This window comes from Halomarina oriensis, from assembly GCF_009791395.1.
GTDB classification, from domain to species: domain Archaea; phylum Halobacteriota; class Halobacteria; order Halobacteriales; family Haloarculaceae; genus Halomarina; species Halomarina oriensis.
Genome location: NZ_WSZK01000023.1, coordinates 22,181 through 35,043, shown reverse-complemented (window position 1 = coordinate 35,043; position 12,863 = coordinate 22,181). Strand labels below are relative to the sequence as shown.

Sequence of the window (12,863 nt, the reverse complement as noted above, 5' to 3'; positions counted from 1 at the left end):
GTTCGGGGCGCACCGACAAAAGCCCAAACGAAAGGCATACCCCGCCCCCTGTCCCAGATTCGGGCATGGCTGACGACGATAGCGAGGCCGCTGCCTCGGAAGAAGACGACGGACCCATCGTCGAACTGGGTGAGGGCCCCGCCGTCGACGGCGCACCGCTCTCGCGTATCAGTTCGCGCCTCCACTTCGGTATCGAGCACTCGGAGGTCGTTCGACGCGAGGGCGACACCGAGATTCGCACGCCCGACGGCCCACGGACCATCGAGTCGGTCCTCGACGAGACCGACGAGACGTACTTCCCGACCGCCGAGTCCCTCCGGACGACCGTCGAGGGGATCGTCGGGACGGGAGCGGTTCCGACCCGCGAGCGCGAAGACGACACCGACGACACGGACGAGGAGGCTCCGGACGGGGCGGCCGACGCCGACGACGTGCCCACCGACGGCGACGACACGGACGCGCCAGCGGACGAGTCCGACGAGGAGTAGCGAGACGCGAACGAGCGACTGCGAGTGAGGCTCTCGGACGACCGAGCGGGCGAGCGCGAGCGACCCGCGAGGAGCAAACGACTTTCCTCTCTGCCCCCGTATCGGGAGTGTGTTACCTATCGACCCCAGCGCCATCGACGCGGAGGACATCGGTGAGAAACGTGCAACACTCACAATGGACCACGAGGCGGCCGTCGAACACGTCCGGGAGACGTTCGCCGACGCCGGGTTCGGCGTTCCCGTCGAGTTCTCGCCCGCCGAACTGCTCAACGAGAAGGTCGACGCGAACCGCGACCCGTACTACGTGCTCGGCGCGTGCAACCCGGCGATGGCCGACCGGGCGCTCGACATGAGCATGGAACTGGGCGGCCTGATGCCGTGTAACGTCGTCGTCTGGGAGGAGGAACCGGGTGTCCAGCAGGTGTACCACCTCTCCATCATGCGTGCCGGGCGACTGCTCGGCATCGCCCCCGACTCCGGGGAGTGGGCCGCCCTCTGTGCCGACACCGGCGAGATGGTCGACGAAGCGTTCGCCACCCTGGACTCGGCGTAATCAGCTCTGGCCGTCGTTCCACCCGCTCCGGTCGGCATCACGGGTCCCGTCGTCGTCACGCTCGCGCTCCAGTTCCTCGACGCGACGTTCGAGTCGTTCGACCTCCTCGTCGTTCGAGGACCGACTCCGGAAGAACCCGATTCCGGCGACGGCGGCGAGTGCGAGCAACGCCAACGGCACGACGAAGACCAACAGGACGATGAACACTTCGATACCACCGGGAATGCCGGGGAACAGCGGGACTGTGGGGACCATCGTTTCGGATACCTGAAGCGAACACGAAAAGCTCTTTCGACGCTTCAGTCGCCGGACCGATACTGCAGGTAGAGCATCGCTGCGATGCCCGGCAGACCGAAACACGCGAACGCGAGCAGTGCGACGACCACCAGGTCCGTCCCCGACACCTGCAACAGCGTGGCCGTGGACTGGAGCGTCGTCGGGGTCACCCACCGACACCCCAGTCAGCGAGACTCGACTGGAGGCCGGCGACCATCTCCGAGTTCCGCCGCAGGCGGGCCATCGACACCGGGAGGCGCGGTTCCAACTGCGTCACCGCGTCGTGGAACGTCTCGGCGACGCCGGGGTCGCCCTCGGAGAACGCGTTGCGGACCGTCTCGCGGACCTGCCAGACACCCGCCGGCCCCCAGTAATCCTCGGTGACGTGGCGGAGCACCAGCACCTTCGCCTGCCGACCCGCGTCCGCGAGGTGTTCGAGCGCACCGAGACGCGCGGCGTAGTACGCACCCGCCGTCTCCTCGACGTAGTTCGAGCGGCCCTCGTAGTTCTCGTAGTCGGCGGCGACGAGGTAGTCTCCGTCCTTCCAGTTCCAGATGCTCCCCGGCGCTTTCAGTTCGACCAACTCGAACTCCCAGTCGCCAGGGGCGACGACGACCCAGAACCGATTTCCCAGATACTCGTTGTACCACACCTTCGTCTCGTCGACGCTCGGCGCGTTCCGAACCGACCCGCGCAGGAAGTCCCCGACGGTGTCGTCGACGGCGGTGATGGACCACCGCGTCGGGACGAGTTTCCGCTGGCGGGTCTGTCCGAGCGCCCCCGCCGAGAGGATGGTGTTGATGTCGTAGACGTCGAACCCGCGGTTGTAGAGGTAGTTCATCGCGCCCTCCGCGCGCCAGTCGTCGTCCGAGAGCGTCTTCTCGACGGCACGGGGGACGTGTGGGTTCTCGGTGAGTTCGGCGGACTCGGCGGTCGCTCGCGGCCCCGTCGGCGTCGAGATGTCCTCCATGGCGATGTCGAGGTCGATGTCGAGCGGTCCGTCCAGACCGACCTCCACGTCGACCGGTCGGTCGGCGATGGCCACCTCGCGCTGGACGCCGGTGAACCCGTCCCACTCGTCGGCGACGTGGACGTTGGTGCGCTGGTTGGAGTTCAACAGGTTCGTCCGTGCCTGGAAGACGTCCGAGATGGTGTAGCCCGACCGGTACCAGTGGGGACCGGTCTCGTAGGCCTCGGCGTTGTCGGCGTCGGCGACCGGTGCGAGCACGCCCGCCGAGACGTCGGGGTACGACGAGCGCCCGACGAAGATGGAGGGGGCCGTCGACCCGAACAGCGAGTCGCCCTGCATCGTCTCGTCGAACTGTCGCTCCACGTCGGCGAGGTACTCCGTTATCTCGTAGGACTTCTCGCGGGCCAGACGGCGCTTCCTGGCCGCCTCGTCCTCCTCTAGCTCGTGGAAGTACTCGCCCAGATCCATACGTTCGTCCCTCGGGCCAGTCGCCTAAGAACCCCTCGCCAGCGCGGTGGAAGTGAACGCGGCGTGTGACGTCTCGCCGGACAGAACCACGCAGGGCGCCGTCGCTGGGAGGGTTTCGGCCACGAAAACGAAGCGACTCGGGGGGCGTGAGGGGCGTCCTTACGAGTGGATGCCCATGGCTTCGATCTGTTCTTGATAGCGGTTGCGGATGGTGACCTCGGTGACCTGCGCGACGTCTGCGACCTCGCGCTGGGTCTTCTTCTCGTTGCAGAGCAGCGAGGCGGCGTAGATGGCCGCGGCGGCGTAACCCGTCGGGGACTTCCCCGACAGCAGGCCTTCCTCGGCCGTCGTCGTGATGATCTCGTTGGCCTTCGACTGCACCTCCTCGCTCAGTTCGAGTTCCGAGCAGAACCGCGGGACGTACTTCTTGGGGTCGACCGGCTCCATCTCCAGGGAGAGTTCCTGAGAGATGTAGCGGTAGGTGCGACCGATTTCCTTGCGCTCGACCCGCGAGACCTCCGAAATCTCTTCGAGCGAGCGCGGGATACCCTCCTTGCGGCAGGCGGCGTAGAGTGCGCTCGTGGCGACGCCCTCGATGGAGCGGCCACGGATGAGGTCCTCACTCAGCGCACGTCGGTAGATGACCGACGCCACCTCGCGTACCGAGCGCGGGACGCCCAGTGCGCTGGCCATCCGGTCGATCTCGCTGAGCGCGAACTGGAGGTTCCGTTCGCCGGCGTCTTTCGTGCGGATGCGCTCTTGCCACTTGCGCAGGCGGTGCATCTGACTGCGCTTCTTCGAGGAGATAGAGCGCCCGTAGGCGTCCTTGTCCTTCCAGTCGATGGTCGTCGTCAGCCCCTTGTCGTGCATCGTCTGGGTGGTGGGGGCACCCACACGGGACTTCTGCTGTCGTTCCTGGTGGTTGAACGCTCGCCACTCCGGACCCGGGTCTATCTTCTCCTCCTCGACGACCAGACCACAGTCGTCACACACCAACTCGCCTCTATCCGTCGACTTGACCAGGTGGTCCGACCCACACTCCGGACACACCCGCTCTTGTTCCTGCTCCGATTCTGACTCCTGCTCACGCTCCCGAGTACGGGTGGGCCGTGTCATCGCGTTTTTATAGTATTACGGGAACCTTATTTAAATCTTTGCATCAGTTGGGTTCCGAGCGACACATCGGTAACCCCGCTCCGTGACGCGATTTTCGGGCGAGTTTACCTCCGGTGTGGACGCCGACCGCAACCCACTTCGTGCCACCGCCGCGAGCGGCAGGTATGCCGGTCATCGAGTGCGACCCCGACGACGCCCACGAACGACTCGTGGCCGCGGGGGTCGCCGTCCACGAGGGTAACACCGACCACGAACGGTGGCGTGCCGACCACGAGGGAGCGACCGCCGTCGCCTACGACGACAAGGTGGTCGTTCAGGGCGGCAACCCCACCCGACTCGTCGGCCTCATCGAGGGCGGTGGCGGCCGGGCGCACGTCTACTTCGACGGGGCGTCCCGCGGCAACCCCGGCCCCGCAGCGGTGGGGTGGGTCATCGTCACCGGGGACGGCATCGCCGCGGAGGGGAGCGAGTGTATCGGCCGCGCGACGAACAACCAGGCGGAGTACGAGGCGCTGCTCCACGCGCTCGAAGCCGCCGCCGACTACGGCTTCGACAGCCTCCAGATTCGGGGTGACTCACAGCTCGTCGTCAAGCAGGTGAAGGGGGCGTGGAACACGAACGACCCCGAACTGAGAGAGAAGCGGGTCCGAGCGCGCGAACTGCTCCGCGAGTTCGACGAGTGGAGCCTCGACCACGTACCGCGCGAGATAAACGACCGCGCCGACGAACTAGCCAACGAGGCACTCGATGACTGACGACACACCCACTCCCGAGTCCCTGACCTCCGAGGAGTCAGCCGACGACACGCTCCCCGAACCGGTCGCCGAAGAGGCGGAACGACTCACCAGACTGGCACGCGACGCCGCCGACCCGAGCGAGGCGTCGGCCGCACGCGACCAGCGCGACTCGGTTCTCGACGACCACGAGTTCCTGGCCCGCGAGCGTGACGACGACGTGCTCGTGCTCCACCCCGCCGAGTGGGCCGACGAGGACGGGTCCGTCCGGGTCGAACGCGTCGACGACACCGACCGCGCCGTCGAGATTCCGCTCGAAGCACCGAACGACGACGCCGACTGGGACGCCGTCGACGCACACAACCGCGCCATCGTCGCCACGGTCCGTGACCACCACGGCGAGGTCCACGGCGACAACGCGGCGGCGTTCGCCGACTTCATGGGTAACCACTACCTCAAACCCATCGAGGCGGCCACCGACCGGATGCGCGCGGAGTTCCTCGCGGAGTACTTCCCGCGCAACGCCTGGCCGAGCGCGGACCAGCGTGCGCTCGTCGAGGAGTCCGTCGAGAAGACGATGGCCGTCGCTCGGGACCGGTAGCGCCCGAAAGAATGCCCGTGCCGTATGTCAGGTCTGTCTACTGCTCGATCGCGTCGATGAGTTCGCGCAGGTCGTCCGCGCGAGACTCGTCGGTGACGTAGCGGGTGAACACCCAGTTGAGCTGGTCGAGGACGGCCTGCTTGCCGTCGTCGGTCAGTGCGTACTGGTTCGTCCGCTTGTCGAGTTCGCTCTTCTCGACGAGGTCGAGTTCGACCAAGTCGTCGAGGTTCGGGTAGAGCCGCCCGTGGTTGACTTCGGAGTCGTAGTACTCTTCGAGTTCGCGCTTGATGGCGAGCCCGTACCGTGGTTCCTCGGCGAGGATGACGAGGATGTTCTGCTGGAACGCTGTCAATTCACGACTGATGCCCGGGTCGCCTGCTACTGACTGTGCCTCTGACATGAGCGAACGGAGGTTACGCCTCTATTTAAAACTTCTCAACCAGCAACGTGTTTCTCGACAATATCGCCTTACTCGGCGGGGATTTCCAACCATAATTATACAGATAGAATCGCTATTTATAGACAGTACTCGATGTATACATTTCTCGTTCGTACTGTGGCCGGCGTCCCGAAAGTACTTTTTGGCCTATCCGCGCACATCCGACGATGACGAACCTCTGGGAAGACCTCGAGACGGGGCCGAACGCACCCGAGACCATCTACGCCGTCGTGGAGTGTCTGAAAGGCGAGCGCAACAAGTACGAGTACGACAAGGACGTCCCCGGCGTCGTCCTCGACCGCGTGCTCCACTCGAACGTCCACTACCCCTCGGACTACGGGTTCATCCCGCGGAGCTACTACGACGACGAGGACCCCTTCGACGTGCTCGTCCTCGTCGAGGACGCGACGTTCCCCGGCTGTGTCATCGAGGCCCGCCCCGTCGCACTCATGAAGATGGACGACGACGGCGAACAGGACGACAAGGTCATCGCCGTCCCCGAAGAGGACCCGCGCTTCGACCACGTCCAGGACCTCGAGGACATCCAGCGACAGACCCGCGACGAGATAGACGAGTTCTTCTCGACGTACAAGAACCTGGAGGAGGGCAAGGAGGTCGAGACGCTGGGCTGGGAGGACAAGCAGGCCGCCCACGACGCCATCGAACACGCACAGGACCTCTACGAGCAGCACTTCGGCTGAACGCGCCGTCCACGCCGACCGACCGTCCACTCCGGCCACCCACCACGTTATTCTCGTCGGTAATCTACCGGCGAGCGACGCATGTGTTATGATTATGGGTAATTATTAGTCCGTAGATGCGGTAGGTGTTACCGTTATGAGCGCCCGTTCGTTCGGCATGAACCATCGGACCGTCGTCCCGGAGAACTTCGAGCGGCCCAGCGAGTCGACCGCCGACCTCGAAGACGACTCCGAGTCGGCGGACGCCGTCCGCGCCGAGTAGCGTCGACGGTCTCCCCCATCGACTGCCGTCAGTCCGGCGCTGTCGGTCGTTGACAGCCCGCACGGGAGAGGGGTAGCTTCTTGTATCCTAGTCGTGGTAGGCGTACCATGGGATTGTTCGACCGGCTTCGCGGCGGTGAGGGCCCCCGCGTTGCCTTCTTCGGTATCGACGGTGTCCCCTACAGCCTCGTCAGCGAGAACCCCGAGACGTTCCCGAACCTCTCGGCTATCGCCAGCGAGGGGACCGCCGGTGCCATCGACAGCATCGTCCCGCCGGAGTCCAGCGCCTGCTGGCCCTCCCTGACGACCGGCGTCAACCCCGGCGAGACGGGGGTGTACGGCTTTCAGGACCGCGAGAACGGCTCGTACGACACGTACGTCCCGATGGGACGCGACGTGCAGGCGACCCGTCTCTGGGACCGCGTGACCGACGCGGGCCGCGAGGCGACGGTGATGAACGTGCCCGTCACGTTCCCGCCCCAGCGCGACGTCCAGCGGATGGTCAGCGGCTTCCTCTCACCCAGCGTCGAGAAGGCCGCCTACCCCGACGAACTGCGCGAGACGCTCGAAGCCGGCGGCTATCGCATCGACATGAACTCGAAACTCGGCCACCAGGAGGACAAGAGCGAGTTCATCGAGGACGCCTACGAGACGCTCGACGCTCGCTACGAGGCGTTCAGCCACTACATCGAGGAGGACGACTGGAACCTCTTTTTCGGCGTCTTCATGACGACCGACCGGGTCAACCACTTCCTGTTCAAGGACTACGAGGACGACACCGACCAGAAGGAACTGTTCGTCGAGTTCTACAAGCGCGTCGACGAGCACCTCGGGAACCTCCGCGAGCAGTTGCCCGACGACGTGACGATGGTCGTCGCCAGCGACCACGGATTCACCAGCCTCGACTACGAGGTCCACTTCAACGCGTGGCTCCAGCAGAACGGCTGGCTCAGCTTCGAAGGGGACGACCACGACTCGCTGGCCGACATCGCCGAGGACTCCCGCGCCTACGCGTTCATCCCCGGTCGGTTCTACATCAACCTCGAGGGCCGCGAACCGCGCGGAAGCGTCGCCGAGGAGGACTACGAGACCGTCCGCGACGAACTCAAGGCGGAACTCGAAGCGATGGAAGGACCGGACGGCGAGACGGTCGCCGACCGTGTCGTCACCAAGGAGGAGGCGTTCCGCGGTGACCACGACGACATCGCCCCGGACCTCGTCGTCGTTCCGAACCACGGCTACGACCTCAAAGCCGGGTTCAAACACACCGAGGACGTGTTCACGACCGGTCCGCGCAACGGCATGCACAGCTTCGACAACGCCTGTCTGTTCGTCGACGACGAGAACGTGAACGTCGGTGACGCCGACCTGCTCGACATCGCCCCGACCATCCTCGACCTGATGGACCTGGAGTACGACCGCACCACGTTCGACGGGTCCAGCCTCACCCGCGCCTGAACTCGACCCCTGCCACCACCCGGTCTCGCCCACCACCGCGTCGGGACGGCGACCGAACGCGCACTCGCTTCTCACGCCCGAGCGTTCAAGTACCAGACCGCGACCAGCGACGGCCGTGACCGACCGCTCACCCACCGCCGACCGCTCGCTGGCCGACCGCGTCGCCGCCATCGAGCGTGCACTGACCGACGACACCGACCCCGAGGGCCACCCACGCGACGACGCCACCCTCCGGACTCCACGGGTCACCACCGAACGGGTCGAGGCACTCGAAGCGGACCTCGAAGCCCTGCGCGCGTCCGTCGACGCGCTCCGTGGCGTCGTCGACGGCCTCGACCGACCGGCCGACGCCGACCACACCCGACAGGGTCGAGACACCTCGTCGGTCGCTCCACCGACGCCGACCGGCCCGGACGGTCCCGACGACGCCCTCGGAGACCTGTTCGCCCCGACGGGGCGCGTGATTCCCGACCCGGAGCCGGTCGACGCGTCCACCGAGAGGACCGACGCGTCCGACACCACGCCGGCCGACGACGGCCCGACGGGCATCCTCGCTCGCGTCACCGAGACGCTCTGAGATGGCGCTCCGAGTCGTCCTCGCCGTCGTCGTCTCGGTCGCACTACTGGCCGTCTCGGTGCCCGCAGTCGAGGAGGCGCGGACCGACCGGACCGCCGCGAGCCTCGACGCCGCGACCGACCACCTCCGGACGGCGGGGGCGCGTCTCCGAGCGACGAGCGACGTGACGGCCGTCGGGCCGGCCGCACGGACGGTCGTCAGCCTCGACCTCCCGACGCGCGGTTGGGGGGCACGCGCCGGCAGCCTGCGGGTCGACGACGGCGAACTCGCCTGGCGCGTCGGCGACGGCCCCTGGCACGTCGAGCGCGCCCCACACCTCGCCGTCCCGGACGGGCCGCTCGTCGTCTCCGGATCGGCGCGGCTGGTGTTCACCCACCGGGTGCGCGACGGCCGCCCGGTCGTGGTCGTCCGGCGAGGGTTGAAGTGAGAACGGGCGACCAGCGCCCCCATGTCACTGCTCGACCACCTCCGTGGCGACACCGACCCGGCGTGTCGCTGCGTCCCGGCGTTCGAGACGGACCGTCTGCTCGTCGACGCGACCGACTGCCCCGGCGACGGTCGACTCGCCGCCGCCCCCGCCTGTCGAGCGACCGTCGTCCGAGCACTGCGAGACCGGGACGTCGACCGAGTCGTCACCCGCGCCGACGGTGTCGAGCGTGCCTACGAGACCGACGCTGCCGCCCTCCTCGTCGCCGCTGGCCGGTTCGCCGCGCTGGCGGCGGTCCACGACGAGTCCCTCGCCGGCCGTGTCGGCCGCGACCCCCTGGCCGTCGCCCGACAGGCGACCGGGCGTGCCGGTCCAGTCGCCGATATCGCCGCCGAGACCGGACTCGCGGAACTGGCGGCGCGAGCCACCGACGAGGGCGACGCACTCCGTCCGTTCGTCGGGCCGACGGTCGCTCGGTCCCGCATCGCGCGGGACCTCCCGCCCGGTGCGACCCTCGTCGACCACCGGGAACTGTCGACCGGGGCCGTCGCTCGCGTCTACGAGCGACCCGGCGACGACCTCCGGACCTACCACCTCGAACCGGTCGAACTCGGTCTCGACGGCGCGGCACTGTCGACGCTCGCACGCGCCGCTGAACGACTCGCCGCCGGACGTGTCGCCGGCGGCGAACGCGCACCCGCTCGTGCGGTCCGCACGGTCACCGAGGCGGCCCCCACCGGCAGCGACGGAACTGCCGGTGACGCCGAGACGCTCCGTCGCGTCCTCCGGAAACACACGCGGGGCAACGGCGTCCTCGACGACCTGTTCGCCGACCCCGCCTGCTCGGACGTGTTCGTCACCGCACCGGCCGCCGAGGGGACGCTCCGGGTCCACGCCGACGGCGAACCGATGCGGACGAACGTTCGGCTCACCGAGCGCGGCGTCGAGACGCTCGCCTCGCGGTTCCGCCGGGCGAGCGGTCGGGCGTTCTCCCGCGCCTCGCCGACGCTCGACGCGACGACCCGAGCGGGCGACCGTCGAGTCCGCGTCGCGGGCGTCACCGACCCCGTCAGCGACGGCGTCGCGTTCGCGTTCCGTGCCCACGACCGCGAGGCGTGGACGCTCCCCGGCCTCGTCGACGGCGACACCCTCCCACCCGACGCGGCCGCACTCTGTTCGCTGGCGGTCGAGCGCGGTGCGGCCACGCTGGTCGCCGGCGGGCGCGGGGCGGGGAAGACCACCCTCCTCGGTGCGCTCTGTTTCGAGCTACCGGCGGCGATGCGGACGGTGGCCATCGAGGACACGCCGGAACTCCCCGTCGACGCGCTCCAGCGTCACGGTCACGACGTCCAGCGCCTCCGGGTCGACGAGGAGGGACTCGGCCCGAGCGAGGCGTTGCGGACCGCGCTCCGTCTCGGTGAGGGGGCGCTCGTCGTCGGCGAAGTCCGCGGCGAGGAAGCGCCGTCGCTGTTCGAGGCGATGCGCGTCGGGTCGAACGACGGTGCGGTCCTCGGCACCGTCCACGGGGAGGGGGCGGCAGGCGTCGGTGACCGTCTCCGCGAGCACGGGGTCGACGACGGTGCGTTCGCCGCGACGGACCTGCTCGTGACCTGCGAACGTGTCGAGACGGGCCGGCGCGTGGCCCGCATCGAGGAGGTGACCTGCGCCGGTGACTTCGCCACACTGTTCGAGCGAGCGGGTGCCGACCTCGTCGCCAGCGACCGCATCGCCCGTGGGAACAGCCGGTTTCTGGCGGGCCTCGCGCGACCGACCGAGTCCTACGCCGACGTGCGCGACGCCCTCGACGCTCGCCGACGGTGGCTCGACCGGACGGTCACGGCCGGTGACCTCGCGCCGGAACACGTCGTCGCGGCTCACGCCCGACGGCGCGGCCGATGACGGGACCGTTCGCGGCCCTCGTCTCGACGGTCGGGGCCGCTCTCGACGACGCCGCGTCACGACTCCTCGGAGGCCTCGACACCGGGACGGACGACACCGACGCCCTGGCCGACGCGATGGTCGTCCTCGGGTGGTCTCTCTCCCCGGCGACGGTCCGTCGGACGAGCGACGCGGCGGCGCTCGTCGGAGGGCTCGTGACGCTGGGGCTGGCGATTCTCGCACCGTGGGTCGCACCGCTCGGTGTCGCGGGGACGGCCGCGTGCTGGTACGGCCTCCGTCGGCTTCCGCACGTGCTGACGTCGGCCCGCGAGGAGGCGGCGCTGGGTGCCGCGCCGGTTCTCGTCTCCCGTGCCGTCCTGCGGATGCGCCTCGAACCGACCGTCGAGCGGGCGGCCGCGTTCGCCGCGAGCGCCGACGACGGCCCGCTCGCCCGGTCGCTCGCCGAACACGTCCGGCGTGCCCGCGGGACGCCCGCGTCGGGCCTGGGTGCGTGGGGCGACCGGTGGGGCGAGCGGTTCCCGGCCCTCCGTCGCGCCGCGTCGCTCGTCGAGGCCGCGGGTCGTGCGCCCGCCGGCGACCGGAGTCGGACGCTCGACCGGGCGATGCGAGCCATCCTCGACGGGGCCGGCGACCGAACGGCGGCGGCCGCCGCGGCGCTCCACGGGCCGGTGACGGCGCTGTACGCCTTCGGCGTCCTCCTGCCGCTGGCGCTGGTGGCGGTGCTCCCGGCGGCCCGCGTCGCCGGCCTGGGTCTCACGCTCCCCGTGGTCGTGGCGCTCTACGACGTCGCGCTGCCGGCGACGATAGCGGTAGCGAGCGGCTGGCTCCTCCTGCGTCGTCCGGCGACGTTCCCGGCGACACCGGTCCCCGCCGACCACCCCGACCTCCCCGAGCGACGGTGGCCGGTCGTGGTCGCGGCGACGCTCCTCGCCGCGCTCGCCTGGCTGCTCGTGGCTCGCCTCCTCGCGTCGTGGATGGCCCCGCTCGCGGCTCTCGGAACCGGTGTCGGTCTCGCGCTCGTCGGCTGGTTCCGTCCGGCCGTCGCGGTGCGGACCCGGACCCGAGCGGTCGAGGAGGGTCTGCCCGACGCGCTAGCGCTCGTGGGTCGACGGGTCGGCGAGGGCCGGGCCGTCGAGGCGGCCATCGAGACGGTCTCGGCGGAGGTGTCTGGCCCCATCGGTGACGTGCTGGCCGACACGGCCCGCCGCCAGCGGACGCTCCGTGTCGGCGTCGGCGAGGCGCTGTACGGTGAGCACGGTGCGCTGTCGACGGTCCCGAGCGCTCGTGTCGACGGGACGCTTGGGTTGCTGGTCGTCGCCGCCCGCGAGGGCGCACCGGCCGGCGACGCGCTCGTCGTCGTCGCCGACCACGTCGAACGCCTCCACACGGTCGAACGCGACGCTCGTCGGGAGCTCCGGCGGGTGACGGGCACCCTGACCAACACCGCCGCGGTGTTCGGCCCGCTCGTCGGTGGCGTCACCGTCGCGCTCGCGGCGTCGATGGGTGGTCGCGTCTCCGGTGCCGGGGGGACGACCGGACTCGGTGCAGTGTCCGGGACGAGCCACTCGCCGTCTCCGGCCGGTGGCCTCTCGCCCTCGGCCGCCACCACGACTGTGGCCGCCGGAAGCGGCATCCCGGTCGACGGCCTCGCGCTCGCGGTCGGTGCGTACGTCCTGTCGCTCGCGGCGTTGCTGACCGCGCTGGCGACGGCGCTCGAACACGGCGGTGACCGGGCGCACATCGGCTACCGTGTCGGTCTCGTGCTCCCCGTGGCGACGGTCCTCTACCTCGGGTCGTACCTCGTCGCCGGAGCGATGGTGTGACTCGGCGGTCCGCTCGCCTCCGTCGCGCTCCTCACCACGCCTCCGCCGGTCTCGGAGCGGTCGTCCGTCCGG

At 69.1% G+C, this 12,863-nt stretch carries 16 protein-coding genes; 11 read left to right on the top strand and 5 right to left on the bottom strand.

Annotation, left to right across the window (positions count from 1 at the left end; all coding sequences use genetic code 11):
• The first annotated feature begins 65 nt into the window (after nucleotides 1–65).
• Entirely contained in the window at nucleotides 66–488 is a 423-nt protein-coding gene (locus GQS65_RS13260) for a DUF5789 family protein (RefSeq protein WP_394351451.1), read from the top strand.
• 109 nt (nucleotides 489–597) lie between these two features.
• On the top strand, nucleotides 598–1,041 hold the full coding sequence (locus GQS65_RS13255) for a DUF302 domain-containing protein (protein ID WP_368280149.1): 444 nt from the start codon (nucleotides 598–600) through the stop codon (nucleotides 1,039–1,041).
• Here GQS65_RS13255 and GQS65_RS13250 read toward each other — a convergent pair whose 3' ends face one another.
• The 4 genes from GQS65_RS13250 to GQS65_RS13235 all read right to left on the bottom strand — a co-directional run bounded on the left by GQS65_RS13250 (nucleotide 1,042) and on the right by GQS65_RS13235 (nucleotide 3,871).
• A complete protein-coding gene (locus GQS65_RS13250; RefSeq protein WP_158205119.1) occupies nucleotides 1,042–1,296 on the bottom strand; it encodes a preprotein translocase subunit TatA in 255 nt (84 codons plus the stop codon).
• Nucleotides 1,297–1,340: 44 nt separating this feature from the next.
• The gene (locus GQS65_RS13245) at nucleotides 1,341–1,487 is read right to left on the bottom strand and encodes a hypothetical protein (RefSeq protein WP_158205118.1); all 147 of its coding nucleotides are present in this window, start codon (nucleotides 1,485–1,487) and stop codon (nucleotides 1,341–1,343) included.
• Nucleotides 1,484–2,755 carry a DNA repair protein NreA gene (nreA, locus tag GQS65_RS13240; protein ID WP_158205117.1) on the bottom strand — a complete coding sequence of 424 codons (1,272 nt, stop codon included), beginning with the start codon at nucleotides 2,753–2,755 and terminating at the stop codon, nucleotides 1,484–1,486. Before nreA ends, GQS65_RS13245 begins: the two co-directional genes overlap by 4 nt.
• Nucleotides 2,756–2,914: 159 nt before the next feature.
• Nucleotides 2,915–3,871, bottom strand: a complete 957-nt coding sequence (locus GQS65_RS13235) for a transcription initiation factor IIB (protein ID WP_158205116.1) — start codon at nucleotides 3,869–3,871, stop codon at nucleotides 2,915–2,917.
• A 164-nt stretch (nucleotides 3,872–4,035) separates the two neighbouring features.
• On the opposite strand from GQS65_RS13235, the gene rnhA reads away from it, so the two are divergent.
• Together rnhA and GQS65_RS13225 are read left to right on the top strand one after the other, a co-directional pair.
• Entirely contained in the window at nucleotides 4,036–4,626 is a 591-nt protein-coding gene (rnhA, locus tag GQS65_RS13230; RefSeq protein WP_158205115.1) for a ribonuclease HI, read from the top strand.
• Entirely contained in the window at nucleotides 4,619–5,206 is a 588-nt protein-coding gene (locus GQS65_RS13225; RefSeq protein WP_158205114.1) for a DUF7108 family protein, read from the top strand. The genes rnhA and GQS65_RS13225 overlap by 8 nt, the downstream gene beginning before the upstream one ends.
• A 37-nt stretch (nucleotides 5,207–5,243) precedes the next feature.
• Here the strand turns inward: GQS65_RS13225 and GQS65_RS13220 are convergent, their stop codons facing one another.
• Entirely contained in the window at nucleotides 5,244–5,606 is a 363-nt protein-coding gene (locus GQS65_RS13220) for a PadR family transcriptional regulator (protein ID WP_158205113.1), read from the bottom strand.
• A 206-nt stretch (nucleotides 5,607–5,812) separates the two neighbouring features.
• Between GQS65_RS13220 and GQS65_RS13215 the strand changes: the two genes are divergently transcribed.
• The 7 genes from GQS65_RS13215 to GQS65_RS13190 all read left to right on the top strand — a co-directional run bounded on the left by GQS65_RS13215 (nucleotide 5,813) and on the right by GQS65_RS13190 (nucleotide 12,791).
• Nucleotides 5,813–6,346, top strand: coding sequence for an inorganic diphosphatase (locus GQS65_RS13215; protein ID WP_158205112.1), 534 nt, complete (start codon nucleotides 5,813–5,815; stop codon nucleotides 6,344–6,346).
• A gap of 136 nt (nucleotides 6,347–6,482) precedes the next feature.
• Nucleotides 6,483–6,608 (top strand): hypothetical protein, encoded by a 126-nt coding sequence (locus GQS65_RS21935; RefSeq protein WP_267902917.1) that lies wholly within the window; start codon nucleotides 6,483–6,485, stop codon nucleotides 6,606–6,608.
• Nucleotides 6,609–6,715: 107 nt separating this feature from the next.
• The gene (locus GQS65_RS13210) at nucleotides 6,716–8,065 is read left to right on the top strand and encodes an alkaline phosphatase family protein (protein WP_158205111.1); all 1,350 of its coding nucleotides are present in this window, start codon (nucleotides 6,716–6,718) and stop codon (nucleotides 8,063–8,065) included.
• A gap of 115 nt (nucleotides 8,066–8,180) precedes the next feature.
• Nucleotides 8,181–8,642, top strand: coding sequence for a DUF7310 family coiled-coil domain-containing protein (locus tag GQS65_RS13205; protein WP_158205110.1), 462 nt, complete (start codon nucleotides 8,181–8,183; stop codon nucleotides 8,640–8,642).
• A 1-nt stretch (nucleotide 8,643) separates the two neighbouring features.
• Complete coding sequence (locus GQS65_RS13200; protein WP_158205109.1) at nucleotides 8,644–9,069, top strand: DUF7311 family protein; 426 nt, start codon at nucleotides 8,644–8,646, stop codon at nucleotides 9,067–9,069.
• A 21-nt stretch (nucleotides 9,070–9,090) separates the two neighbouring features.
• Nucleotides 9,091–10,968, top strand: coding sequence for an ATPase, T2SS/T4P/T4SS family (locus tag GQS65_RS13195; RefSeq protein ID WP_158205108.1), 1,878 nt, complete (start codon nucleotides 9,091–9,093; stop codon nucleotides 10,966–10,968).
• Nucleotides 10,965–12,791 carry a type II secretion system protein gene (locus GQS65_RS13190; RefSeq protein WP_158205107.1) on the top strand — a complete coding sequence of 609 codons (1,827 nt, stop codon included), beginning with the start codon at nucleotides 10,965–10,967 and terminating at the stop codon, nucleotides 12,789–12,791. Before GQS65_RS13195 ends, GQS65_RS13190 begins: the two co-directional genes overlap by 4 nt.
• The last annotated feature ends 72 nt before the right edge of the window (nucleotides 12,792–12,863 follow it).